Below are 24,882 nucleotides of genomic sequence, written 5' to 3' on the forward strand. Positions count from 1 at the left end.
CAAGCCCCCTCCCACATTAACTGCGCTTCTGGGCATACCGATGTCGAGTCCAGACCACCAGCCCCAGCCGCGACGCTATAGGGTTCGACTCTTCTACCCTTGCCTCGGAGGCATCATGTCCAAGCCCATCACCGTACTGCGCGACACCCACCCAATGCCGGTCCTGGATGCCTGCAAATGGGAAAAGCTCGAAGGCGACCCGCACACCGTCAACCTCAACGCCTACACCAGCGAAGACGGCAGCAAGATCATGGGCACCTGGATCTGCACGCCGGGCAAGTGGTATGTCGAATACGTGAAGTGGGAATACTGCCATTTCCAGGAAGGCTACTGCGTGATCACGCCGGAAGGCATGGAGCCGATTCATTTGCGCGCTGGGGATATCTTTGTGGTGGAACCGGGGATGAAGGGCACTTGGGAAGTGGTCGAGACGGTGCGTAAGTATTTTGTGTTTGCCTGACCCGCAAAACCCGGGAGCCAGCTGTTTGCTGGCCCCGGAAACCGCCCTATTTAGGCTTGCGATAGCTGTTGATAATCGCCGAGAAGTCCTTACCCCCTTCCCCACGCTGGCTCATCGATTGATAGAGCTGCTGGGCCACCGCACCGAGGATCACCGGCTGGTGTGCCTGACGTGCCGCTTCAGTGGCCAGGCCCAAATCCTTGAGCATCAGATCGGCACCAAAACCACCGGTGTAACCACGCGATGACGGCGCGGTTTCGATCACCCCGGGCCAAGGGTTGTAGGTGTCCGAACTCCAGCAGCGCCCGGTGGAACTGTTGATGATGCCGGCCAGCACTTGCGTATCAATGCCGAGCGCATCCCCCAGGGCCATCGCTTCGCTGACGCCGACCATGCTGATACCCAGCAGCAGGTTGTTGCAGATCTTGGCGATTTGCCCGGTGCCGACATCACCGCAGTGCACGATATTGCGGCCCATCTGCGCCAATACCGGCTGCAGGGTGGCGAACAGTTCCGGGTTGGCGCCGACCATGAAGGTCAGCGTACCGGCTTGCGCGCCGCCAGTGCCGCCGGAAACCGGTGCATCGGCCACGGCCACGCCCTGTTTCGCTGCCGCTGCCGCTACATCACGGATGGTCTGCGGGTCGATGGTGCTGCAATCCACCGCTGGCACGCCTTTGCCGATGCCTGCGAGCACGCCGTCTTCATTGAGCCATACGCTGCGCACGTGGGCGGCGGCCGGCAGCATGGTAATCACCAGTTCCGCGCCTTGGGCCGCATCACGGGGCGAGCTGCTGATGGTGCCGCCCAATTCGGCGAGTTCCTTGAGCACGGTCTGGTTCAGGTCGAACAGGTTCAGCGCGTGCCCGGCCTTGATCAGGTTACGGGCCATGGGTGCACCCATGTTGCCCAGGCCGATAAATGCGATCTTCATGGTCGTCTCCCAGGTTCAGCGCAGGTTGATGGTGGTGTTGACGCCATCGTTGACGGTGTCGTCATCGAACCAGCGGCTGGTGACGGTTTTGGTTTGGGTATAGAACTGCACCACTTGCTTGCCATACGGGCCGAGGTCGCCGAGCTTGGAGCCACGGGAGCCGGTGAAGCTGAAGAACGGTACTGGCACCGGGATCGGGATGTTGATACCGACCTGGCCCACATCGATTTCGCTCTGGAACTTGCGCGCCGCCGCACCGCTCTGGGTGAACAGGCCAGTGCCGTTGCCGAACGGGTTGGCGTTGACCAGGGCTATGGCTTGATCGAGGGTGTCGACTTCCAGCACCACCAGCACCGGCCCGAAGATTTCCTCGGTGTAGATGCGCATGTCGGTGGTGACGCTCGAGAACAGGGTCGGGCCGACAAAGTTACCTTGTTCGAAGCCCGGCACCTTGATATCGCGGCCATCCAGTTCCAGCTTGGCGCCTTCCTTCACGCCGCTTTCGATCAGCTCCAGGATGCGTGCCTTGGCGCGCTTGGAGATCACCGGGCCGACGTCGGTGCCGGCTTCGCTGCCGGCGTTGACCTTGAGCTTCTGCGCCAGGGCCTTGAGGTCCGGCAGCCACTGCTTGGCCGCACCCACCAGCACCACCACCGAAGTGGCCATGCAACGCTGGCCCGCCGCGCCGAAACCGGCGCCGACGAGGGCATTGAGGGTGTGTTCGCGGTTGGCATCCGGCAGCACCACGGCGTGGTTCTTGGCGCCCATCATCGACTGCACGCGCTTGCCGTGCTTGCCGGCCAGGTCGTAGACATGGGTGCCCACGGCGGTCGAACCGACGAAGGATACGGCCTTGATGTCTTTGTGGGTGCACAGTGCATCCACCACGTCCTTGCCGCCATGCACCACGTTGAGTACGCCGGCCGGTACACCGGCTTCCAGGGCCAGCTCTACCAGCAGCATGGTCGACAGCGGGTCCTGCTCGGATGGCTTGAGTACGAAGGTGTTCCCGCAGGCGATGGCCATCGGGAACATCCACAGCGGAATCATCGCCGGGAAGTTGAATGGGGTGATGCCGGCGCACACGCCGATAGGCTGGCGCAGGGTGTAGGTGTCGACGCCACCGGCTACGTTCTCGGCGAACTCGCCCATTTGGAGAGTGCCAATGGAACAGGCGTGTTCGACCACTTCCAGGCCACGAAAAATATCGCCCTCGGCATCGGCAATGGTCTTGCCCTGCTCATTGCTGAGGACCACGGCGATACGCTTGGAATGTTCACGGATCAAGGCTTGCAGCTTGAGCATGATGCGCATGCGCGCGCCGATAGGCGTCAGCTTCCAGGTCTGGAAGGCACGATGGGCGGCATCGATGGCAGCGTTGACTTCATCGGCAGTGGCGAACGGAACTTTGGCCAGCACCTGCTGGGTGGCCGGGTTGACGATGTCTTGCCACTGCGTGGTCTTGGACTCGACCCACTCGCCGTTGATCAGCAACTTGACCTGTTGCACGGAAATATCGGCAGATGCGTTCATGTGGTCTCCAGAATCTTGTATTTATGCAGAGAACCAAGGCGTTGAATCGCCTTGAAGAATGAGGCGTTCGGACTGTTTTTGGAGTATAGATGTGCAAACTTCTAATAAGAACGCACATAAAAGCCGGTCCAATATGCAAAAAAACATCACCTCCCTGGGCACCCTGAACTGGGATGACCTGAAGTTTTTCCTCGAAGTGGCCCGCACCCGCAAGGCCAGCGTGGCTGCCAAGCGCCTGGCAGTGGACTACACCACCGTGTCGCGGCGCATCAGCTCATTGGAAGTGTCGCTCGGTACCCTGCTGTTCGAAAAATCCCGGACCAACGGCTTTGTCCTCACCACCGAGGGCCAACGGCTGCTGGGCTACGCGGAGACCATCGAAAGCACCTTGCACATGGCCTGCGAACAAGTCTCCGGCTCCGGCGTGGCGCTGTCCGGCCACGTGCGCATGGGCTGCACCGAAGGGTTCGGCAGCTTCTTCGTCACCCCGCAATTGAGCCATTTCGTCGACACCTATCCTGCGATCTCGGTGGATATCCTGCCGCTGCCGCACTTCATCAGCCTGTCCAAGCGCGAAGCCGACATCGTCATCGCCCTGGAACGCCCGGAGCACGGGCCCTATGTGTGCTGCAAACTGTGTGACTACAAATTGCAGTTGTATGCGACCCAGGACTACCTCGACCAACACCCGCCGATCCGCAAACCCGCGGATTTGGCCGAGCATCCGTTTATCAGCTATGTGGATGACCTGGCGTTCAGCTCGGAGTTGCTGTACCTGGCGAATGTGGTGCCCGGCGCCAGCGCCAGCCTGCGCAGTACCAGCGTGATCGCGCAGTACGTGGCGGCGCAGCAAGGAAGGTCGATGGCGATATTGCCGTGCTTTCTGGCGGCGCAGGATCCGCGCTTGTTGCCGGTGCTGGGAGAGCAGATTGCGATTACGCGGCAGTTCTGGATGTATTGCCGGGAGGATTTGAGGAAGTTGAAGCGGATTACGTTGTTGTGGGATTACATCAGGGAGGTGACGGAGCAGAATCAGGGGTTGTTGATGGGGCAGACGCGGGAAATCACCTTCGCGGATTAAAGGGCCAGCAACGACGATTCGCTTTAAATTGCAGGACGTTTCCTAGAGAATCCTTGGCCTATTGCGCCATAGGATTTGAATGTCTAGCCTCCTCGGGTCGCTGCAAAACAGCGGCTGGGTTTAGCGACCCGAGAAACGTAGGTACATCGCTCTCAACTGACTTTGGCAGGCCAATTTTGCTTGCCTTATCGTGTTATGGCGGCTGTGCGCGGGAGACCTTCGGGTCTACCGGGTTCCTAGGTTACCGGTTCGCTAACCCGCGTACAGCTGCCACCTCTCCATGTTTAGCGACATGCCGTGGCGGTTTCTACTTATTAACCTAAGGAAAAACCATGTCCAAGATCGTTCCAGATCCACCCCTTTCCTCGATCATTACCCTCGGCGTCGTCACTTTCGGCGACTACGGCGAAAATCAAAAACCACTCTTCCGCGTCAACGCTGGCATGCCGATTGAGGAAGCCTTGGAACACGCATCCACCCTGCTTTTTTACTCCAAGAAACTCGCGATGGAAGCCGCCATGGATGTGCGCGGCGAGCAGTACGCGTGGGCCGCGCATTATCTGTGTGAGATGGGCAAGGCCGTGGTAGATGACTTGACGCAGGCGATGACGCCGGGAAGTTAAACGAACACCGCCCGAATGTGGGAGGAGCCTTGCTCCCTCCCATATTTAAACCCCACCAGCCCCGGCTATCTGCGGATACCGAGCCCGAACTTCGCTCAGAAACTCACCCGCACTGCTCTTGAGCCATTCAATCAGCCGAGCAATATCCGGCTCCGACTGACGCCCGTTTTGACAAATGATGTAGTAGGCCGCTGGAGACATCATCACGGGACTATTCAACGCAACTAACGCACCATCGTCCAATTGGTCATACACTAATGCAGTCCTGCCCAGCGCTATCCCTCCCCCCTTCACCGCCAGACTGATCGCGAGGCTCGAATCCGGAAATCTCGGCCCGTGGTGATAAGGCGGCGCCGCCAGCCCCTGAAACGCAAACCAGCTTTCCCACCCCGGACACACCTGATCGTCCACCCGATGAATCAGCGGATACCGGGCGACATCCGCCAGTGCAATATCACCCTTCAACCGCAGAAACTCCGGTGAACAAACCGGGAACACCGCATCGCGCATCAGTAATTCGACGTGATGATCCGGGTAATCACCATACCCCATCACCACTGCGACATCGTATTGATGAGCCTCCAGGCTAGCGCGGTTCATGTCGGCGCTGGTCAACACCAGATCTAAGTTGAATGAAGCCTCAGTGTGAGAACCGTGCATCCTGGGGATCAGCCATGTCGAACATAGAGAAGACGTGCAGGAGAGGTACAACGGTTGGGATTTACCGGGGTTGAGTGAATGCAGCACCCCATCCAGCGATTTGAAGAAACCATCGGTAACCGGCAACAAAGCGTGCCCTGCCACCGTCAGTTTGACGCCACGCGAGTGCCGCTCAAACAACGACACGCCCCACCACTCCTCCAAGCCCGCAATTTGATGGCTAATGGCACTGGCGGTGAGGTTAAGCTCAGACGCTGCACGCGCAAAGCTACCGGTTTGCGCAGCGCTGACGAACGCTTGAAGCATAGGTGTGGGTGGCGGGCGCTGGGCCATCAGGTGCTCACTTTGATCAAGATGATCCCGCAAACAATGACGAACGCCGAAAGCATCCGTCGCCAACCGAACCGTTCATGAAAGAACAGCGCGGCAATAATGGCGCCGATAATAACACTGGTTTCCCGCAGAGCTGAGACCTTGGCCACCGCGTCCAGCGACAACCCAAACAACACCAATCCGTAAGACGCCAGGTAAAAAACACCGCCTAATAGCCCGACTCGCCAATGCCCACGTATCGCACGAGCCAAGGCTGAACGCTCTTTGGAAAACGCCAGCATCGGGATCGGAATACTTTGGAACACTGTCAGGTAGATGATGTACTGCAGCACCGTCTCACTGGCTCTTACACCTTTGGCATCCACCACCGTGTAAGACGCAATAAACGCACCGGCGCACACCGCCATCAGGATCGGCTTGAACATCTGCGCCGTCATCCTGCGCACAAAGGTCAGGCTGATAATCCCCACACAAATCAGCAACACTCCCGTCAACGCCTGGCATGACAACTGTTCATGCAGCAGAAAGTAAGAAAACAGCGCGACCAACACGGGTGGCACCCCACGCATCACCGGGTAAACCTGACCAAAGTCACCCGTTTCGTACGCTTTAATCAAAAATAGCCGGTAGACCGTATTGAGCACCACGGAGACGAGTATATAGCCCCATACCTCTAAGCCAGGCACGCTGACAAACGGCAACGCCAGCAGGCATATCACTAGCGCGGTGCCATCGACCATGGCCAAGGTCATGAAGCGACTGCTACCGGCGCGAACTACGGCATTCCAAGTGGCGTGCATAAAGGCAGAGATCAAGACCAACGTGATCGCTATATCGGAATTTTCCATGGGCTCGGCTTATGGCGAATATTAGAGGACTTACGTTATGAACACGGATGCATCATTGTTTGCGTAACCAAATCCGTAGCATATAACGATTCAGATCACTCAAACGCTCCGCATCATTGATCTCGGAACGTGGAGCATTCATATCAATGAAGTGGTGCGCGTATGCAGAAACTTGTTATCGGCTGAAATAAGCACTTGCCCTGGCTCCAGCAGTACTCGATGCTGAACCGATGACTGATCGAGAACAGTATCCAGAAAGTCCAGCGCCTGGGTTTGAGCTGCTGTTAAAGGCACTCCTGCGTTAAGGTGAGCTGACTCAATGTAGACTCGAAAGTATCTTATCAGTGGAATACCTTCACTGGAAAAGCTGAGGATGGGGGCTTTAAACAGTTGCTCATCCTCTGACATGCCACGATTCTCAAAAAAGAAGTCGCATTTGAGCTCTTCCAATACTTCTGGGAACGCCATTAGCTCCGCGTATACCGCGCTTGCATCGATGAGAATACTTTCACCTCCTAAAAGTGCTTTCTGTCCACAAGCCAAGATTAAGTAATCGATAGGCAGCGGGTCGCTTACACCATCGTTATGTACGTAGGCGCCCTGACGGGTTTGATGGTATCTCGAACCTTCCTCAATGCTTTTGCCGCCTCGGTCATAAACCTCAATAACTTTATGACCAAGATGATTCTGCACCATTGGCACACCGAGCAAGGAAGCGAATGTCCATACCAGAGATTTGAAATTTGAAAGTTTATCCACCTTAAAGCCATCGAGCATCAAGACATGACTTTCATGATCGATCATATTTCGTATTCTATTCAGCTCCTCGCTCAGCACGCTTGACTGTAGAGGATTGATGTAAGCGACCTTGGTATCGAATCTAACACCTTGACTTCCAACCTCGAATATTTCTCTTACCGTCAATAGCTCTGCAAATGCATCTTTCGAAAGCCTGACTTTAGATACTTCCTGGCGAAAATTACTGACATTTATATTCATCGCAATCCTTTACGGTAGTTATTTATAGCGTCCATTTAACTAAGCCCACCACTTGCGAAAAAGCGAAACTTCATCAGCTCAGCCATTAAAATTCGTCATGACAGGCTTTTCCTACAGAGAAAACTCCTAATGGTCGTTGGTAGGTTTTCGCATCGAGCAATACACTCCCGCGAGCACACCGCAAAACAAATGTGGGAGGGGGCTTGCTCCCGATATAGGCGTGTCAGTCACCAATTGTATTGGCTGACACACTGCTATCGGGAACAAGCCCCCTCCCACATTGGATTGCATTTCAGGTTGAGGCCGGCGAGTTGCCTTAGTCCGCGATCACTACAATCGAGACCCGGCGATTCTCGGTTCGGCCTGCCGTTGTCGTATTCGATGCCACTGGCTCGCTGCTGCCCAGGCCGCGTAGTTGGATGTTTTCTTCTTTCATACCCACGCGGGTCAGCACCTTGCCGACGCTTTTGGCGCGGCGCAGGGAGAGCGCCACGTTGTAGGGTTCTTTGCCGGAAGCATCGGTGTGGCCGTCAACGCGCACGCGCTCGATGCCCGCGCCAACCAGGGCGCTACCGATGCGCTCAACGATGTCGGTGCTGGGTTTGTTGAGGGTTTCGACGTCGCTGCCAAACAGCACTTTGCCAGACAGGCCGAAGGCCCAGCCCTCGTCGGTCAGCTCGAAGCCTTGTTGTTTGAGCACCGCGACTTGCGCCGGGGTCAGGCCCTTGGGCGGTGGCGTCTGACAGCCGCTGAGGGCCAGGAAGGCAACGAGTAAAGAAATAAACAAAACGCGCGTGTTAGCGAACAAGGGAATCAACTCCTGTGTTGAACGTTGACGACGGGGCGCTCCGACTCCGCCGTTTGCTGGCCGCCCGAGGACAGTCGTTTGGCTTGGTACATCGCCGTATCGGCGGCGTTGAGCAAGGTGCCGGGAGTGGCGCCATGATCGGGATAAATGGCAATGCCGATACTGAGGGAGGTCAATACCTGGGTGTTCCCTGGCAGTGGGATCGGCACGTCCATGCTGGCAATGATCTTGTCGGCGATGCGCTGGGCGTCTTCGGCCTTGTGCAGGGGCGCCAGCAATACCGCAAATTCATCGCCGCCCAGGCGCGCCACCAGGTCATCCTCGCGCAGTTGCGCACGCACGCGCTCGGCAACGGCTACCAGTACGGCATCGCCGGCGGCGTGGCCGAAGCTGTCGTTGATGTCTTTGAAGCGGTCGCTGTCGAGAAACAGCACCGCCACTTGCTCGTTGACCTTGGCTGCGCTGCGCAAGGCACGGATCAACCGGCCTTCGAAGAACGCGCGGTTGGGCAGGCCGGTGAGGCTGTCGTGGCTGGCCTGGTGAGCCAGGGTTTCGTTCTCGCTTTGCAGGTGGCTCTGCCAGGCTTCCATCTCGCCGAGCAGGGCATTGAAGTCGCTGCCCAGGCTGTCGAGTTCGGCGATCTGCGCGGAGGGAACGCGGCGGTCGAAGTCACGCTCGCTGCGGGCCGCGTGGGCCACGGCGGCCAGGCGTTGCAGTGGCACGGTAATGCCATTCAACAGGCGTCGCGACAAGTGCAAGGCCACCCAGGCGCTGAGGGCGGTGCAGATTAAAATCCCGACCAGGCCGCTGAGCAAGAAGCGCAACAGGCTGCCACCGTGGCCGACCAGGTGGATGCTGCCCACGGTTTGCCCTTGGCGCAGGATCGGTTGGCTGATGGGCTGTTCAAGCAGAGCGTGCGCTATCTGCAACTCGACCCGTGACAACATGCCGGTTTCCGGGCGTACCCAGCGCGCCAGCAACTTGCCGTTGATATCAAAAACTTCCGCTTGGGCCACTTCCTCGGTGGAGGCAATCAGGCTCAGGGCTTCGGTGGCCGCCGCGCTGTCGTTGAACACCACCGCCGCTTCCACGGTGTAGTTGATGGAACGGGCGATCAGGTGCAGGTTGTGCTCGGCGTAAACCCGCAGGGCAAGTACGCCGAGCAGGGTCAAGGACACACTGGCCAGGGTGACTGCCACCAGGGCCAGGATCATATGCCCACGGGCAATCACCGAGCGCAGGGTCGGCCGCACTTTAGTGCCGCTCATGAGCCAGGCGCTCGACGGCGAGATAACTGCAATACGCTGGGGTGGATGCGCACACCGCTGCGGGCGACGGAATCCAGGTTGACCTCGAACGACACTTGCTCATCGCTCACTCGCAGGCAGAACAGACTGCCCACCGTGCATTGGTCGCCACCTTCGCTGATGCTGAGTACGGGGTGGCCAATCAGCGAGGTGAACAAGCGGCTGCGTTCGTCCGCGGTGAGCTTGCCGATGTAGACGGCGTCGCAGGCGTTGACGATGTCGGGATGATCGACCAGCAGGCGCCGCACCAGCACCGGACGGCCGGTAGCCTGGGTGGTGCCTTTGACCAGGTCGTCTGTGTATTGGGTCGGCCCGACAACGCACAGTCGCAACTGCGCAGGCTCTACCGGCCATCGGGCGTAGCTGAGGATACCGAGCACCACTTGGGTGACCGCTTGGGCACGCTGTTCGGCAAGGCTTTGGGTCTGTGCCGACAGAGGCGTCACGAGCAGGCACAGAACCGCCACCAGTAACATGCGTCTCCAGCTCAAACTACGCTCTGTGGGCGAGCCAGCCACGTTCATGCAGCAATTCTCTCAGGTGTTTTCCAAGGTGATGCCGCAACGATAGCACAGCGGCGGAAAACCCCACGAAACACGCTTTGCGCGGGGCGCACTATTTTTTCAGAAAAATCAGACAGCTGAATCAGAAATATTGCATGACCTATCAGTCAGTTTCTTCAGGCACGGCGTCCAATTCCAGCATCAGCCCGCTCAAGCGTTTGACCTTGCGGCGCACGGCCTCCTCAAACACGCCGCTGCGCGGCTCGATCAGGCTGAACCAGCGCTTGGCGCGGGTAATACCGGTATAGATCAACTCTTTGGTCAGCACCGGATTGAGCGCATCCGGCAAGATCAGTGCGGTATGGGTGAACTCAGAGCCTTGGGATTTGTGCACGGTCATTGCGTACACGGTTTCCACGTCATTGAGCCGGCTGGGCAACACAAAGCGCACGCCGCCCTGGCCATCATTACGCGGGAAGGCCACGCGCAGCACCTGGGGACCACCGTCGCTTTCGGGCAATTTCAGCGCGATGCCAATGTCGCCGTTCATCAGGCCAAGGCCGTAATCGTTACGGGTCATCAGCACCGGGCGGCCTTCGTACCACTGCTCATCGCCTTCGATCAGGCGCACTTTGCGCAGCGCCGCGGTGATGCGCAGGTTCAGCCCTTCGACGCCCCAAGGGCCCTTGCGTACGGCGCAAAGCAGCTGGAACGCGTCGAAGGCTTGCAGCAACTGTTGCGCCCAATGGGTCCAGGCAGGGTCGTCCCGCCGCGTATCCAGCGATGGACGTGCCGATTGCAGCAGGTTCAGGTAGTAGCGATAACCTTGGGCGCCGTCGCCCTGACCGTCCAGCACCAGGCGCTCAAGTGCATGGTCATGCTCGCCCTTGAGGCTGAGGCAAAACAGGTCGTCATAGCGGCGTGCAGCCAACAGCTGGCGAGCCTCTTCGGCATTTTGCTGGTTGACCCAACGCGCCAGTTGGCCGATACCGCTGCCCTCACCGAAGCGGCGCGAATAGCGCAGCATCACGACTTGCTGGGCCAGGGGATGGCTGCCGTCGAGGTCTTCTTGCAGGCCACTGGTACTGAGGTCTTCGCCGCTGACCGCTTGCAACCATTGGCGCGTGTGCGGGCTGTACCAGCCGGCTTCGGCATCGCGGCACAAGTCGCCGAGTACGGCACCTGCTTCCACCGATGCCAGTTGGTCCTTGTCGCCCAACAGTATCAAGCGTGCATGGGCCGGCAAGGCGTCGAGCAGGTTGGCCATCATTTCCAGGTCGATCATCGAGGCCTCATCCACCACCAGCACATCCAGAGGTAACGGGTTACCCAAGTGATGACGGAAATGACGGGTTCCCGGGCGGCTGCCCAGCAGACGGTGGACAGTGGTGACCTGAGTGGGGATTTTTTCCCGCACGTCGTCGGCCACTGTCAGCGACAACACTTGCTGGCTGATGGATTCGGTCAGGCGCGCGGCGGCTTTACCGGTCGGCGCTGCCAGGCGGATACGCAACGGGCTGCCGGACTCCACGGCAGGCGCTTGCAACAGCGCGAGCAGGCGCACCACCGTGGTGGTCTTGCCGGTGCCGGGGCCGCCGGTGACGATACTGAATGCGCCGCGGGTCGCCAGGGCACAGGCGAGTTTTTGCCAGTCGATCACGCCATCCGGCGCCGGTTGATCGAACAGGCGATTGAGGCGTTGCGGCAAATCGTCGGCAACGCTCTCCACGCTCGCAAGACGCTGGCGCAAGGCACTGTCGATACGCCGTTCGTAGGCCCAGTAGCGGCGCAGGTACAGGCGTTTGCCGGACAACACCAATGGTCGGCTCTGGGCGGCTGCGTTGCCATCGACCGCCAGCGCGACCAGTTGGCTGGACGCCAGGGCATGACACCAATGGGCACCGTCCAGGCCATGCAGCAGCTGCGACGGCAGCAGCATGACGCCGGTGTGCTGGTCGCCCTCGGGCGGCAGTGACAGGGCGAAGTCCGGGGCCTTGAGGGTTTCGAACAGGTCCAGGCAGACGTGACCATGACCCAACTGATGGCTGGTCAAGGCCGCCGCCAACAGCACCAGAGGATCGGCCTGTGGATCAAGCTCATGCAGGAAGCCGACGAAGGCTTTGTCCAAGGCGCGCAGCCAGCCACGGTCGACCCAACGCTCCAGCAGTTGCAGCAGGTCGGCGGCGCGACTCAGGGGCGCCAACTCTTCCAGCAGTAACGGCGACAGGTTCATAGCAGCACTCCTTGTTCCCAGGCGGGCTCAACCTTGGGCGGGATGGGCTTGCCCTGGAACAGCAGGTCCAGCCCCTCGATCAGCTCACGGGGGGGCCGGGTGAAATACGCGCCCTGGCTCACCGACTGGGTACCGCGAAGGAACAGGTACAGAGCGCCGCCGACGTGCTGGTCGTAATCGTAATCCGGCAGGCGTGCCTTGAGCTGACGATGCAGGGCCAGCAGGTAAAGTACGTATTGCAGGTCGTACCGATGCTCGAGGATCGAATGCTCCATGGCATCAACGGTGTAGGCTGAATCGTCGGGACCGAGCCAGTTGGATTTGTAGTCCGCCACATAGTAGCGGCCATCGTGCTCGAACGTCAGGTCGATAAAACCCTTGAACATACCGTTGAGCAACACCGGTTCAGCGGCCACGCGGGACACACCGCCGTGTGTGTGCTGGCACACCAGCTTGTCGAGGGCGAGTACATCGACCTTGTGGCTGGCGAACCAGAACTCCATTTCGATCTGGTAGTGCTTCAGGCCACTGAGGGTGACGTGGTCGTTGCACAGGGGCAGCGGTGTTTGCAGCAGATGACCCAGCCAGCCGCTGAGGGTGACGATCCAGCCCTCCCAGTTGCGGCGATTACAGCGTGCGCCCACGGCTTTTTCGATCGCCTCAGGCGTCACGTTGAAACCCTCTTCACCGGCCCACTCCAATAACCCGTGAAGAAAGGTGCCTGGATTAGGGCCGCGTGGGAAACGGTGAATGTCACCGCCGGACGCCACCACTTCCCGTGGTGCATCCGGGTCGAGGCGTTCGTCGTCGAACAGCTTCTGGGCCTGTGGGCTTTCCGGTGCTTCGAGGCTGGCGGCGCTCATGCTGTCGCCAATGCGCAAGGCGCTGTAGGACGCGATCCACCAGTTTTCCGCAGCCTTGCGTTTGGGCAGCAACGGCGCCAGCAGGGTCGCTTCATTGCGTGGCGGGTGGAACAGGATGTCTTGCGCATCTGGCACCGGTGCATAACTGATGGCCGAGCAGCCTTGCTGCAAGTCCAACAGCCAGCGCGCCAGATCGGCGGATTCGCCTAGCGACGCACCGGCTCCCAGCAGATAGCCCAAGGCCGAAAGGTGCAAAACCGAACTGCTGTTATTGCCGCGCTTGAGGTCGGCGATGCCCAGCCAGCATGCGTGTTTGGCGCGGGTCAACGCCACGTAGAACAAACGCAGGTCTTCGGCCAGGCGCTCATCATCGGCCTGGGCAATCAGCTCGGCCGTCGGCCGCAGGCTCACTTGGGACTTACCCTGTTCATCGTGGTAATGCAGCGGCAAGCGACTGCCATCCACCGGTTTGGCCGAGCAGATGAACGGCAGGAACACCAAGTCGTATTCCAGGCCTTTGGATTTGTGGATGGTCACCACCTTGACCAGTTGTTCATCGCTTTCCAGCCGCAGGATCTGCTCTTCGCCAGCCTGGCCCGACAGCGCCAAGTGTTCGGCCAGATGACGGATCAACGCCTGTTCGCCATCGAGTTCCGATGCGGCTTGTTGCAGCAACTCACTGAGGTGCAACAGGTTGGTCAGCACACGCTCGCCATCACTGCGGGCGATGAGGGTTTGCGGCAACTTGAAGTCGTGGAGCAGGCGACGCAGCATCGGCAACACGCCTTGGGTACGCCAGATCGAGCGGTAACCCCGGAACTGCATGACGCGGAATTCCCACGCCAATTCGTCCTGGTTCAGGCGCTCCAGTTCCGCCAACGACAGGTTCAAGGTGACGCACGCCAGGGCAGCGCGTAGCGGGCGCTCGACATCCGGCTCGGCGCACGCCTTGAGCCAGGTCAGCAGGTCGCGGGCTTCCTGGGCGGCGAATACCGAGTCTTTATCCGACAGGTACACACTGCGCACGCCACGGCTGGCCAGTTCAACACGTACGGCCTGGGCTTCCTTGCCGTCGCGCACGAGGATGGCGATGTTTGAGGGCAGCACACCGCTGAAACCGTCTTTCGTGACAAACCCCGCCGTGCCTTGCTGCCCGCCGTTGAGCAGCGCAACGATCTGCGTGGCACAGGCAGCAGCCAGTTGTTGACGATAAAGCGCGTTGGAAATCGGCTGGTCGGTGGGCAGGTGCCAAAGGTTCATGGCCGGCAGCGTCTGGCCGTCGACCTGCAGTTGCTCTCTGCGGCCTTGGGAAAGTACCGGGTGGAACGGCACCGGGTTCTCGCCATTGGGCTCACGAAACAGGAACGCGCCACGGCCAGTTTCAGCCCGCTGGAACACATGGTTCACCGCCTCGACCATCGCATGGCTGGAACGGAAATTGGTGCCCAGGGTGTGATGACGGCCGGTGGTGGACTGCCGGGCGCGCAGGTAGGTGTAGATGTCGGCGCCGCGAAAGGCGTAGATCGCCTGCTTGGGGTCGCCGATCAGGAACAGTCCACTGTCGAGGTGGTTTTCCTCGATGCGGTAGATGCTGTCGAAGATGCGGTATTGCACAGGGTCGGTGTCTTGGAATTCATCAATGAGCGCCACCGGAAATTGCTCACGGATCACACTGGCCAGGCGCTCGCCCCCGTCGGCTTGAAGGGCCGCATTGAGGCGGATCAGCATGTCGTCGAAGCCCATCTCTGCGCGGCGACGCTTTTCTTCTTCGAAGCGTTTGCCGACCCAGCCGGCAGCATGTTGCAACACCGCTGCGTCTGGTGTTGGCAAGGCGTCGAGGCTGGCTTTGAGGCTGGCCATGGCCTCGATCCCTGGGTGCTGCGGCGGCTCACCTTTCCAGGCTTCGGCCATGCCGTCGGGCGTCAGGCGCGTGAAGCCGGTGCCGATGTCCAGTTGTTCCAGGGCTTCATCAGCGGCCCAGGCGCTGATCTTCTCGAACCAGGGTTCGAAGTAGCGCGCTTGCATCTTGCGCCCATCGACCGCTTTGGCCGCAACAGCTTGCAGGCAGATATCCCGCAGCTCGACGGCCCATTGCTGCCAAGGCGCCTTGAGGCTTACCAGCGCTGCGCGACGTTCTTGCAGGCAGGCGTTGATCAGCTCCGCCGGCTCACGGCTTTCATCGGTGGGCCGTTCGCTGCCGAACAGCGCACGCACTCGCGGCATCAGTGCAGCGGGGCCGCCCCAATGGCTGCGCACCCAGTTGAGCGCGTCGTCGTGCATCGGGTAGCAGAACAGCCGCCAGTAGTCGCGCAGCACTTCGCCCAGCAGGTCGCTATGGTCGGTTTCCAGGGTCTGGGTGAACAGGCTGCCGCTGTCGAACGCATGTTCGCGCAGCATGCGCTGGCACCAGCTGTGGATAGTCGAGACGGCGGCTTCATCCATCCATTGCGCGGCGATGTCCAGGCGGTTGGCGCAGGCAGGCCACTGCTCCGGGGGGTACTGATCGCGCAGGTCGGCGACCAACGCATCGGGTTGCTCGATTTCGTCGCGAAAAAAACGCGCGGCCTCGGCCAGGCGGATGCGGATACGTTCGCGCAGTTCCTTGGTGGCGGCGTCGGTGAACGTCACCACAAGGATTTGCGGCGGCAGCAGTTCGCGACCGAAGCCGGACTCGTCACCACCGTGGCCGAGCACCAGGCGCAGGTACAAGGCAGAGATGGTGAAGGTCTTGCCAGTGCCGGCACTGGCCTCGATCAACTGGCTGCCTTTGAGCGGGAATGCCAGGGCCAAGGGTTTGCCGATCATGCGCTGGCCTCCATGCTGGAGAGTGACCGCCACGGGGCGTTGAGCAGTGGGCGATACAGGGTTTCGCACCAGCCTTCGAACTCTTCACTGGCAACCAAGGCGGCGTAGTCGGGAAATTGCCGCGTGAGCGCGGGCGTCTCGCGGCGTTCACCGTCAGTGGTGATGCCGTCGCCTTCATAGGCCTTGCTGGCTGCGGCTTGAGCCTTGGCAGGATCGGTCTGGCCGAGCCAGGCAAAGGCGGTTTTCACCGCGACGGGCAGCGGCGTGCTCATGCCGGTATGCCAGGCCAGCAGCAGGTTGCCAAGGATTTCCTGCGCAGTGGGCTTATCCAGCGGAGCCAGCAGCAAAGTGTCGTCACTTGCCACCAGGCCGGTGCTCAATGGCAGGCCGCAGGCGCAGGCCACCACATGATTGACCCAGGGTCGGATCAGGCGATGCCACTTGCGGGTCTTGATCGAGCCAATGCTGTTGGGGATGGTGGTGACGCTCAATAAGCCACCATCACCGCGTCGATGCAGGCCGCTGATCCAGCCTTCGAGCTGGATGCCCTGATACTCGAAACTGATCGGTTCAGCGCCGGTATGCGGGGTTGGCCATAGGGCCAGAAGGTGTTGATAGCGTTGCACCAGATCAGGCAACGGCTCGATCAGCTCCTTACGCAGGCACTCACCGAAACCGACCATCGGCAGCAGTCCGCTGCCTTGCAGGCGCAGCGCCTGGGCATTGAGGGCCTGGTCGAGGTGATCAGGCTGGGTCAGTGCGGCGCTCAACAGACTGTCGCTGAGGCTGTAGCGTTGCAGTGCGTCCAACACAAAGGGTTCTTCGTCGGCCAGGGGCACTTCGGCGGCTTCGAAGAACACTTTCAGTCGCTGGCTGAAGAAGTGTTTAACCGGATTACGTAGGAAGTCCTGTAACTGGCCGAGGCTCAGGGGTTCTTCCTGCTGGTGTTGCACCAGCGTATTTACTGGGCTCACGGCGACCGGGGCTTCATGCAGTAACTGCCATTCGCGGGCGTAGCTGAACAGCGGACCGCCTTCATGGAAGTAGCGGGCACTAAAGGGCTGCAGAGGATGCTCCTGGGTCATTGCGTCTATCAGCGGTGGATCGGTTTTGGCGTGCTGCCAGCCGCTGGCGAGGTGATCGCGCAGTTGGCCAATCAACACCGAGGCTGGGCGATCGCTGTTATCGCGGATGCTGCGCCCTACCCAGCTGATATATAGCTGGTCGCGGGCCGACAGCAGCGCTTCAAGCAGTAAGTAGCGGTCGTCTTCGCGGCGCGAACGGTCACCGGGGCGGTAGTCGCTGCCCATCAGGTCGAAGTCCAGGGGCGGCTGGGCCCGCGGGTAATCGCCATCATTCATGCCGAGCAGGCAGACCAGCTTGAACGGGATTGCACGCATGGGCATGAGGGTACAAAAATTGACAGCTCCCGCGAGGAAGCGCTGGGACAGGCGCCCTTGATCCAGTCCGGCCAACCACGCCTCACGCACCACGGTAAGCGGTAACTCGTCCTGCAAGCCAACGGACTCGCAAGTTTCCAGCCACGTCTCTCTTAATTGTTCGAGCTGGCCTAACAGGTAGTCATCGTGCTCGCTGCTAGGGAGGAAAAACAGCTGCATCAAGCGTTGCAGTCGCTCGCCCCAGGCTTGGGGGGAGGCGGGCTGGGATAACGCCTGGTGGGCATCGCTCAAGGCGTCGAGCAAGGCGACCAGCGGGCCGATCAGTGCAGCATCGAGGCCGCCGATTTCGTCGTAGGGCTCAATCCCATTACAGGCCGTGCCAGTGCCGACAGCGTAGCCCAGCAGCATACGGCGCAAGCCGAATCGCCAGCTGTTTTGTTCCAGTTCTGTAGGTAGGCCTAAACCGGCGCGTTGCTCGGCATTCAGGCCCCAGCGGATGCCGGCGCCTTCGATCCAACGATGCAAGGTGGGCAAGTCGCGCTCTTTGATGGCGAAACGTTCGCGCAGGGCGGGCACGTCGAGCAGGTCGAGGATCTCGCTGACGGGGAAACGGCTGTCGGGAAGTTTCAGCAGGTGCTCGACGGCAATCAGCAGAGGGTCGCGGCCGCGCTGGCCTTGGTCGGTAAGGGTGAAAGGAATGAAGCGTGGGTCATTTCGTTCGAGCTGGCCGAAGACGGCGCGAATGTGCGGCGCATAGCTGTCGACGTCGGGGACCATGACGATGATGTCCCGGGGGCGCAAAGTTGGGTCGGCGCTGAAGCGTTGGAGCAATTGGTCGTGGAGGATCTCCACTTCGCGCTGGGCGCTGTGGGCGATGTGGAAGCGAATCGAAGCATCGTGCTCCAGGTCGACAGCAGGCCACAGCTCACGGGTTTCATTCAGCGGGCGCAGTTCGAGGATATCGTCCTGGAGCTGGTTGAGCAGCGTGGTGGGTTCACTGTCGCTGAACAGGTCGATGCGACCGTCACGGAATGCGGCGCGGTAGCTGTTGGGGTCATCGTAGCTGTCCAGCAGGCTGATGTAATCACGGCCTTGCTTGCCCCACGCGGCGAGCAACGGATGGGCGTGCTGGTGCAGGGTTTGGGGGTCGATGATGACCGGCATACCGGCTTTGCGCGCCTGGCGTTTGTATTCGTTTCGCAGCAAGTCCTTGTCGGCAACAATGTCGGACCAGTGGTGGCGGCAAGGGTTATGTACGCAAAGCAGGACCTGGCTGAAACGGGCCAGACCCGCCAGCGCTTCCAATGCCTGGGCCGGGAGCGATGAAATGCCAAAGACAATCACCCGGGAAGGCAAGCCGGACGGCGCTTGTTCAAGGCTGTTGATACGTTCGATAAAGCGTTGGTGAACGCCGGCTCGACTTTGGGCCATGCCTTCTGCTCCCACATCCAGCAACAACGCACGCCATAACTCGGCTTGCCAGCAATTGGCAGGGTCGAGCGGTTTGGATTCGCCTCGACCATTGCGTAGTTGGTGGCGGCCTGCGGCCCAATCTTCCAGCCAATCAGCGCGGTAGACCTGGTATTGGTCGAACAAGTCAGCCAGGCGCTCGGCGAGTTGATAGCGTTTGCGCAGGTCGGTGTCTTGAGTCAGGAAGCGTTGCAAAGGCTCGAAGTGCGGCTGGTCAATCAGCTCGGGTAACAGGCGCATGAGGCGCCAAGTCAGCGGGGCTTTATCGAGCAGGGACTTCGGCGGGATTTCGTCACGGCCCAAGACCATGCGGTAGAGCTGCCACATGAAGCTGCCAGGCAGCTGCACATCGATTGCAGCAGCAATGCCGCAACCGCCCATATCGTCTTCCTCCGGATCTTCGGCCAGGGCCAGCTTGAGCCACTGGGCGATACCGTTGCTTTGTACCAGGGCGATTTCGTTTTCCAAAGGCGCCAGTGGGTAGCGGCGCATCCAACTGACCACCAGGCTACGCAGTTCGTCCAGGCGATTGCCGTGGACCACCATGAATCCAGCGCTGAGGGACGTTGCGTCCGGCATAACGGCTTCCTTGGGAAAAGCAAAATCGAGGGGTGGACTTTAGCACTGTGGTGCACGGACCGGACACATGGCTGACAGGTGCGCGGGGACATCGTGGACACTTTCCGAGCGCCCAAAACAAAACCCCAACTGCTTTCGCAATTGGGGTTTCGGAATTTAATCTTGACGATGACCTACTCTCACATGGGGAAACCCCACACTACCATCGGCGATGCATCGTTTCACTACTGAGTTCGGGATGGGATCAGGTGGTTCCAATGCTCTATGGTCGTCAAGAAATTCGGGTACTGAGTCGTGACCAGTTGGCCTCGCTTCAGCAAATTGGGTATGTGACAGCTGTCGGTGTTTTGTGAGCATCGAACTTTCGGTTCATTGCGTCTTCACACACCGCAATCTGATGCTCGTTAGAGTAGTCAAATTGCTTGGGTGTTATATGGTCAAGCCTCACGGGCAATTAGTATTGGTTAGCTCAACGCCTCACAGCGCTTACACACCCAACCTATCAACGTCGTAGTCTTCGACGGCCCTTCAGGGGACTCAAGGTCCCAGTGAGATCTCATCTTGAGGCTAGTTTCCCGCTTAGATGCTTTCAGCGGTTATCTATTCCGAACATAGCTACCCGGCAATGCCACTGGCGTGACAACCGGAACACCAGAGGTTCGTCCACTCCGGTCCTCTCGTACTAGGAGCAGCCCCTCTCAAATCTCAAACGTCCACGGCAGATAGGGACCGAACTGTCTCACGACGTTCTAAACCCAGCTCGCGTACCACTTTAAATGGCGAACAGCCATACCCTTGGGACCGGCTTCAGCCCCAGGATGTGATGAGCCGACATCGAGGTGCCAAACACCGCCGTCGATATGAACTCTTGGGCGGTATCAGCCTGTTATCCCCGGAGTACCTTTTATCCGTTGAGCGATGGCCCTTCCATACAGAACCACCGGATCACTAAGACCTACTTTCGTACCTGCTCGACGTGTCTGTCTCGCAGTCAAGCGCGCTTTTGCCTTTATACTCTACGACCGATTTCCGACCGGTCTGAGCGCACCTTCGTACTCCTCCGTTACTCTTTAGGAGGAGACCGCCCCAGTCAAACTACCCACCATACACTGTCCTCGATCCGGATAACGGACCTGAGTTAGAACCTCAAAGTTGCCAGGGTGGTATTTCAAGGTTGGCTCCACGCAGACTGGCGTCCACGCTTCAAAGCCTCCCACCTATCCTACACAAGCAAATTCAAAGTCCAGTGCAAAGCTATAGTAAAGGTTCACGGGGTCTTTCCGTCTAGCCGCGGATACACTGCATCTTCACAGCGATTTCAATTTCACTGAGTCTCGGGTGGAGACAGCGCCGCCATCGTTACGCCATTCGTGCAGGTCGGAACTTACCCGACAAGGAATTTCGCTACCTTAGGACCGTTATAGTTACGGCCGCCGTTTACCGGGGCTTCGATCAAGAGCTTCGCGTTAGCTAACCCCATCAATTAACCTTCCGGCACCGGGCAGGCGTCACACCCTATACGTCCACTTTCGTGTTTGCAGAGTGCTGTGTTTTTAATAAACAGTCGCAGCGGCCTGGTATCTTCGACCGGCATGAGCTTACGGAGCAAGTCCTTCACCCTCACCGGCGCACCTTCTCCCGAAGTTACGGTGCCATTTTGCCTAGTTCCTTCACCCGAGTTCTCTCAAGCGCCTTGGTATTCTCTACCCAACCACCTGTGTCGGTTTGGGGTACGGTTCCTGGTTACCTGAAGCTTAGAAGCTTTTCTTGGAAGCATGGCATCAACCACTTCGTCATCTAAAAGATGACTCGTCATCAGCTCTCGGCCTTAGAATCCCGGATTTACCTAAGATTCCAGCCTACCACCTTAAACTTGGACAACCAACGCCAAGCTGGCCTAGCCTTCTCCGTCCCTCCATCGCAATAACCAGAAGTACAGGAATATTAACCTGTTTTCCATCGACTACGCTTTTCAGCCTCGCCTTAGGGACCGACTAACCCTGCGTCGATTAACGTTGCGCAGGAAACCTTGGTCTTTCGGCGTGGGTGTTTTTCACACCCATTGTCGTTACTCATGTCAGCATTCGCACTTCTGATACCTCCAGCAAGCTTCTCAACTCACCTTCACAGGCTTACAGAACGCTCCTCTACCGCATCACTTACGTGATACCCGTAGCTTCGGTGTATGGTTTGAGCCCCGTTACATCTTCCGCGCAGGCCGACTCGACTAGTGAGCTATTACGCTTTCTTTAAAGGGTGGCTGCTTCTAAGCCAACCTCCTAGCTGTCTAAGCCTTCCCACATCGTTTCCCACTTAACCATAACTTTGGGACCTTAGCTGACGGTCTGGGTTGTTTCCCTTTTCACGACGGACGTTAGCACCCGCCGTGTGTCTCCCATGCTCGGCACTTGTAGGTATTCGGAGTTTGCATCGGTTTGGTAAGTCGGGATGACCCCCTAGCCGAAACAGTGCTCTACCCCCTACAGTGATACATGAGGCGCTACCTAAATAGCTTTCGAGGAGAACCAGCTATCTCCGAGCTTGATTAGCCTTTCACTCCGATCCACAGGTCATCCGCTAACTTTTCAACGGTAGTCGGTTCGGTCCTCCAGTTAGTGTTACCCAACCTTCAACCTGCCCATGGATAGATCGCCCGGTTTCGGGTCTATTCCCAGCGACTAGACGCCCTATTAAGACTCGCTTTCGCTACGCCTCCCCTATTCGGTTAAGCTCGCCACTGAAAATAAGTCGCTGACCCATTATACAAAAGGTACGCAGTCACCCAACAAAGTGGGCTCCCACTGCTTGTACGCATACGGTTTCAGGATCTATTTCACTCCCCTCTCCGGGGTTCTTTTCGCCTTTCCCTCACGGTACTAGTTCACTATCGGTCAGTCAGTAGTATTTAGCCTTGGAGGATGGTCCCCCCATATTCAGACAAAGTTTCTCGTGCTCCGTCCTACTCGATTTCATGACTAAGAGATTTTCGCGTACAGGGCTATCACCCACTATGGCCGCACTTTCCAGAGCGTTCCGCTAATCTCAAAGCCACTTAAGGGCTAGTCCCCGTTCGCTCGCCACTACTAAGGGAATCTCGGTTGATTTCTTTTCCTCAGGGTACTTAGATGTTTCAGTTCCCCTGGTTCGCCTCTTGCACCTATGTATTCAGTACAAGATAACCATCTTATGATGGCTGGGTTCCCCCATTCAGACATCTCCGGATCAAAGTCTGTTTGCCGACTCCCCGAAGCTTTTCGCAGGCTACCACGTCTTTCATCGCCTCTGACTGCCAAGGCATCCACCGTATGCGCTTCTTCACTTGACCATATAACCCCAAGCAATCTGGTTATACTGTGAAGACAACATTCGCCGAAAATTCGAATTTCTCAATTAAGAGAACTCACAAATTTTACCTTAGCCTGATCCGTTACCAGTGAAAGTAACGTTCAGTCTATCTTTCTATCACATACCCAAATTTTTAAAGAACGATCTAATCAAAGACTAGAAATCAATATTCACTTCAGAATATTCATTTCTAAACTCTAACAGCAGAAGCAGTTAATGGTGGAGCCAAACGGGATCGAACCGTTGACCTCCTGCGTGCAAGGCAGGCGCTCTCCCAGCTGAGCTATGGCCCCATAACAAAATTGGTGGGTCTGGGCAGATTCGAACTGCCGACCTCACCCTTATCAGGGGTGCGCTCTAACCAACTGAGCTACAGACCCAATTTCGAGCGCAACTGATTAGCTAAGAGCTATCAGCTTGGAGCTTAAAGCTGCTTCTATCGTCTTCTTCAATGAATCAAGCAATTCGTGTGGGAACTTATGGAGCAGCTGATGTCGTCGATTAAGGAGGTGATCCAGCCGCAGGTTCCCCTACGGCTACCTTGTTACGACTTCACCCCAGTCATGAATCACACCGTGGTAACCGTCCTCCCGAAGGTTAGACTAGCTACTTCTGGTGCAACCCACTCCCATGGTGTGACGGGCGGTGTGTACAAGGCCCGGGAACGTATTCACCGCGACATTCTGATTCGCGATTACTAGCGATTCCGACTTCACGCAGTCGAGTTGCAGACTGCGATCCGGACTACGATCGGTTTTCTGGGATTAGCTCCACCTCGCGGCTTGGCAACCCTCTGTACCGACCATTGTAGCACGTGTGTAGCCCAGGCCGTAAGGGCCATGATGACTTGACGTCATCCCCACCTTCCTCCGGTTTGTCACCGGCAGTCTCCTTAGAGTGCCCACCATAACGTGCTGGTAACTAAGGACAAGGGTTGCGCTCGTTACGGGACTTAACCCAACATCTCACGACACGAGCTGACGACAGCCATGCAGCACCTGTCTCAATGTTCCCGAAGGCACCAATCTATCTCTAGAAAGTTCATTGGATGTCAAGGCCTGGTAAGGTTCTTCGCGTTGCTTCGAATTAAACCACATGCTCCACCGCTTGTGCGGGCCCCCGTCAATTCATTTGAGTTTTAACCTTGCGGCCGTACTCCCCAGGCGGTCAACTTAATGCGTTAGCTGCGCCACTAAGAGCTCAAGGCTCCCAACGGCTAGTTGACATCGTTTACGGCGTGGACTACCAGGGTATCTAATCCTGTTTGCTCCCCACGCTTTCGCACCTCAGTGTCAGTATCAGTCCAGGTGGTCGCCTTCGCCACTGGTGTTCCTTCCTATATCTACGCATTTCACCGCTACACAGGAAATTCCACCACCCTCTACCATACTCTAGTCAGTCAGTTTTGAATGCAGTTCCCAGGTTGAGCCCGGGGATTTCACATCCAACTTAACAAACCACCTACGCGCGCTTTACGCCCAGTAATTCCGATTAACGCTTGCACCCTCTGTATTACCGCGGCTGCTGGCACAGAGTTAGCCGGTGCTTATTCTGTCGGTAACGTCAAAATTGCAGAGTATTAATCTACAACCCTTCCTCCCAACTTAAAGTGCTTTACAATCCGAAGACCTTCTTCACACACGCGGCATGGCTGGATCAGGCTTTCGCCCATTGTCCAATATTCCCCACTGCTGCCTCCCGTAGGAGTCTGGACCGTGTCTCAGTTCCAGTGTGACTGATCATCCTCTCAGACCAGTTACGGATCGTCGCCTTGGTGAGCCATTACCCCACCAACTAGCTAATCCGACCTAGGCTCATCTGATAGCGCAAGGCCCGAAGGTCCCCTGCTTTCTCCCGTAGGACGTATGCGGTATTAGCGTCCGTTTCCGAACGTTATCCCCCACTACCAGGCAGATTCCTAGGCATTACTCACCCGTCCGCCGCTCTCAAGAGAAGCAAGCTTCTCTCTACCGCTCGACTTGCATGTGTTAGGCCTGCCGCCAGCGTTCAATCTGAGCCATGATCAAACTCTTCAGTTCAAACATCTTTGGGTTTTTAAGAAACCCTAAACTTGGCTCAGCAATCGTTGGTTACATCT

14 protein-coding genes, 2 tRNA genes and 3 rRNA genes are annotated in these 24,882 nt (G+C 58.2%); 3 read left to right on the forward strand and 16 right to left on the reverse strand.

What is annotated here, in order from left to right:
* Positions 1 to 115: 115 nt before the first annotated feature.
* On the forward strand, positions 116 to 460 hold the full coding sequence (locus QYQ93_RS24445; RefSeq protein ID WP_043046743.1) for a cupin domain-containing protein: 345 nt from the start codon (positions 116 to 118) through the stop codon (positions 458 to 460).
* Between the two features lie 46 nt (positions 461 to 506).
* Here QYQ93_RS24445 and mmsB read toward each other — a convergent pair whose 3' ends face one another.
* Together mmsB and QYQ93_RS24455 are read right to left on the reverse strand one after the other, a co-directional pair.
* Positions 507 to 1,394 carry a 3-hydroxyisobutyrate dehydrogenase gene (gene mmsB, locus QYQ93_RS24450; RefSeq protein WP_043046742.1) on the reverse strand — a complete coding sequence of 296 codons (888 nt, stop codon included), beginning with the start codon at positions 1,392 to 1,394 and terminating at the stop codon, positions 507 to 509.
* 15 nt (positions 1,395 to 1,409) lie between these two features.
* Positions 1,410 to 2,927 carry a CoA-acylating methylmalonate-semialdehyde dehydrogenase gene (locus QYQ93_RS24455; RefSeq protein WP_338475649.1) on the reverse strand — a complete coding sequence of 506 codons (1,518 nt, stop codon included), beginning with the start codon at positions 2,925 to 2,927 and terminating at the stop codon, positions 1,410 to 1,412.
* Between the two features lie 133 nt (positions 2,928 to 3,060).
* Between QYQ93_RS24455 and QYQ93_RS24460 the strand changes: the two genes are divergently transcribed.
* Entirely contained in the window at positions 3,061 to 4,008 is a 948-nt protein-coding gene (locus QYQ93_RS24460) for a LysR family transcriptional regulator (protein ID WP_338475650.1), read from the forward strand.
* Positions 4,009 to 4,340: 332 nt separating this feature from the next.
* The gene (locus QYQ93_RS24465; RefSeq protein ID WP_043046739.1) at positions 4,341 to 4,631 is read left to right on the forward strand and encodes a DUF3077 domain-containing protein; all 291 of its coding nucleotides are present in this window, start codon (positions 4,341 to 4,343) and stop codon (positions 4,629 to 4,631) included.
* Between the two features lie 45 nt (positions 4,632 to 4,676).
* On the opposite strand, the gene QYQ93_RS24470 is transcribed toward QYQ93_RS24465, so the two are convergent.
* The 14 genes from QYQ93_RS24470 to QYQ93_RS24535 form a co-directional block, all read right to left on the reverse strand.
* Positions 4,677 to 5,624, reverse strand: a complete 948-nt coding sequence (locus QYQ93_RS24470; RefSeq protein WP_338475651.1) for a LysR substrate-binding domain-containing protein — start codon at positions 5,622 to 5,624, stop codon at positions 4,677 to 4,679.
* Complete coding sequence (locus QYQ93_RS24475) at positions 5,624 to 6,472, reverse strand: EamA family transporter (protein WP_338475652.1); 849 nt, start codon at positions 6,470 to 6,472, stop codon at positions 5,624 to 5,626. Before QYQ93_RS24475 ends, QYQ93_RS24470 begins: the two co-directional genes overlap by 1 nt.
* Before the next feature lie 138 nt (positions 6,473 to 6,610).
* Positions 6,611 to 7,471, reverse strand: coding sequence for a TauD/TfdA family dioxygenase (locus QYQ93_RS24480; protein WP_235387795.1), 861 nt, complete (start codon positions 7,469 to 7,471; stop codon positions 6,611 to 6,613).
* A 316-nt stretch (positions 7,472 to 7,787) separates the two neighbouring features.
* Positions 7,788 to 8,279: an OmpA family protein gene (locus QYQ93_RS24485; RefSeq protein WP_043046736.1), complete on the reverse strand. Its 492-nt coding sequence runs from the start codon at positions 8,277 to 8,279 to the stop codon at positions 7,788 to 7,790.
* Positions 8,280 to 8,284: 5 nt separating this feature from the next.
* Positions 8,285 to 9,547: a diguanylate cyclase domain-containing protein gene (locus QYQ93_RS24490; protein ID WP_043046735.1), complete on the reverse strand. Its 1,263-nt coding sequence runs from the start codon at positions 9,545 to 9,547 to the stop codon at positions 8,285 to 8,287.
* The gene (locus tag QYQ93_RS24495) at positions 9,544 to 10,110 is read right to left on the reverse strand and encodes a YfiR family protein (RefSeq protein WP_043046734.1); all 567 of its coding nucleotides are present in this window, start codon (positions 10,108 to 10,110) and stop codon (positions 9,544 to 9,546) included. Before QYQ93_RS24495 ends, QYQ93_RS24490 begins: the two co-directional genes overlap by 4 nt.
* Before the next feature lie 142 nt (positions 10,111 to 10,252).
* Complete coding sequence (recD, locus tag QYQ93_RS24500; RefSeq protein WP_338475655.1) at positions 10,253 to 12,322, reverse strand: exodeoxyribonuclease V subunit alpha; 2,070 nt, start codon at positions 12,320 to 12,322, stop codon at positions 10,253 to 10,255.
* Positions 12,319 to 15,990, reverse strand: a complete 3,672-nt coding sequence (gene recB / locus QYQ93_RS24505; protein WP_338475656.1) for an exodeoxyribonuclease V subunit beta — start codon at positions 15,988 to 15,990, stop codon at positions 12,319 to 12,321. Before recB ends, recD begins: the two co-directional genes overlap by 4 nt.
* Positions 15,987 to 19,439, reverse strand: coding sequence for an exodeoxyribonuclease V subunit gamma (gene recC / locus QYQ93_RS24510; RefSeq protein WP_338475657.1), 3,453 nt, complete (start codon positions 19,437 to 19,439; stop codon positions 15,987 to 15,989). The genes recB and recC overlap by 4 nt, the downstream gene beginning before the upstream one ends.
* A gap of 160 nt (positions 19,440 to 19,599) precedes the next feature.
* A 5S ribosomal RNA gene (rrf, locus tag QYQ93_RS24515) occupies positions 19,600 to 19,715 on the reverse strand.
* Positions 19,716 to 19,872: 157 nt separating this feature from the next.
* Positions 19,873 to 22,764, reverse strand: a 23S ribosomal RNA gene (locus QYQ93_RS24520).
* 237 nt (positions 22,765 to 23,001) lie between these two features.
* Positions 23,002 to 23,077, reverse strand: a tRNA-Ala gene (locus QYQ93_RS24525).
* 10 nt (positions 23,078 to 23,087) lie between these two features.
* Positions 23,088 to 23,164 (reverse strand) — tRNA-Ile (locus tag QYQ93_RS24530).
* Positions 23,165 to 23,286: 122 nt separating this feature from the next.
* Positions 23,287 to 24,823 (reverse strand): 16S ribosomal RNA (locus tag QYQ93_RS24535).
* The 16S, 23S and 5S rRNA genes sit together here with 2 tRNA genes alongside, the layout of an rRNA operon.
* Positions 24,824 to 24,882 lie beyond the last annotated feature (59 nt).

The organism is Pseudomonas khavaziana, assembly GCF_036704165.1.
Lineage (GTDB): Bacteria > Pseudomonadota > Gammaproteobacteria > Pseudomonadales > Pseudomonadaceae > Aquipseudomonas > Aquipseudomonas khavaziana.

Bases quoted from the DNA above. Each gene is read 5' to 3' on its own strand.
- mmsB (WP_043046742.1), bottom strand. From the start codon at position 1,394: ATGAAGATCGCATTTATCGGCCTGGGCAACATGGGTGCACCCATGGCC.
- recD (WP_338475655.1), bottom strand. From the start codon at position 12,322: ATGAACCTGTCGCCGTTACTGCTGGAAGAGTTGGCGCCCCTGAGTCGC.
- QYQ93_RS24470 (WP_338475651.1), bottom strand. From the start codon at position 5,624: ATGGCCCAGCGCCCGCCACCCACACCTATGCTTCAAGCGTTCGTCAGC.
- QYQ93_RS24460 (WP_338475650.1), top strand. From the start codon at position 3,061: ATGCAAAAAAACATCACCTCCCTGGGCACCCTGAACTGGGATGACCTG.
- recC (WP_338475657.1), bottom strand. From the start codon at position 19,439: ATGCCGGACGCAACGTCCCTCAGCGCTGGATTCATGGTGGTCCACGGC.
- QYQ93_RS24475 (WP_338475652.1), bottom strand. From the start codon at position 6,472: ATGGAAAATTCCGATATAGCGATCACGTTGGTCTTGATCTCTGCCTTT.
- QYQ93_RS24445 (WP_043046743.1), top strand. From the start codon at position 116: ATGTCCAAGCCCATCACCGTACTGCGCGACACCCACCCAATGCCGGTC.
- QYQ93_RS24480 (WP_235387795.1), bottom strand. From the start codon at position 7,471: ATGAATATAAATGTCAGTAATTTTCGCCAGGAAGTATCTAAAGTCAGG.
- QYQ93_RS24495 (WP_043046734.1), bottom strand. From the start codon at position 10,110: ATGAACGTGGCTGGCTCGCCCACAGAGCGTAGTTTGAGCTGGAGACGC.
- QYQ93_RS24465 (WP_043046739.1), top strand. From the start codon at position 4,341: ATGTCCAAGATCGTTCCAGATCCACCCCTTTCCTCGATCATTACCCTC.
- QYQ93_RS24490 (WP_043046735.1), bottom strand. From the start codon at position 9,547: ATGAGCGGCACTAAAGTGCGGCCGACCCTGCGCTCGGTGATTGCCCGT.
- recB (WP_338475656.1), bottom strand. From the start codon at position 15,990: ATGATCGGCAAACCCTTGGCCCTGGCATTCCCGCTCAAAGGCAGCCAG.
- QYQ93_RS24455 (WP_338475649.1), bottom strand. From the start codon at position 2,927: ATGAACGCATCTGCCGATATTTCCGTGCAACAGGTCAAGTTGCTGATC.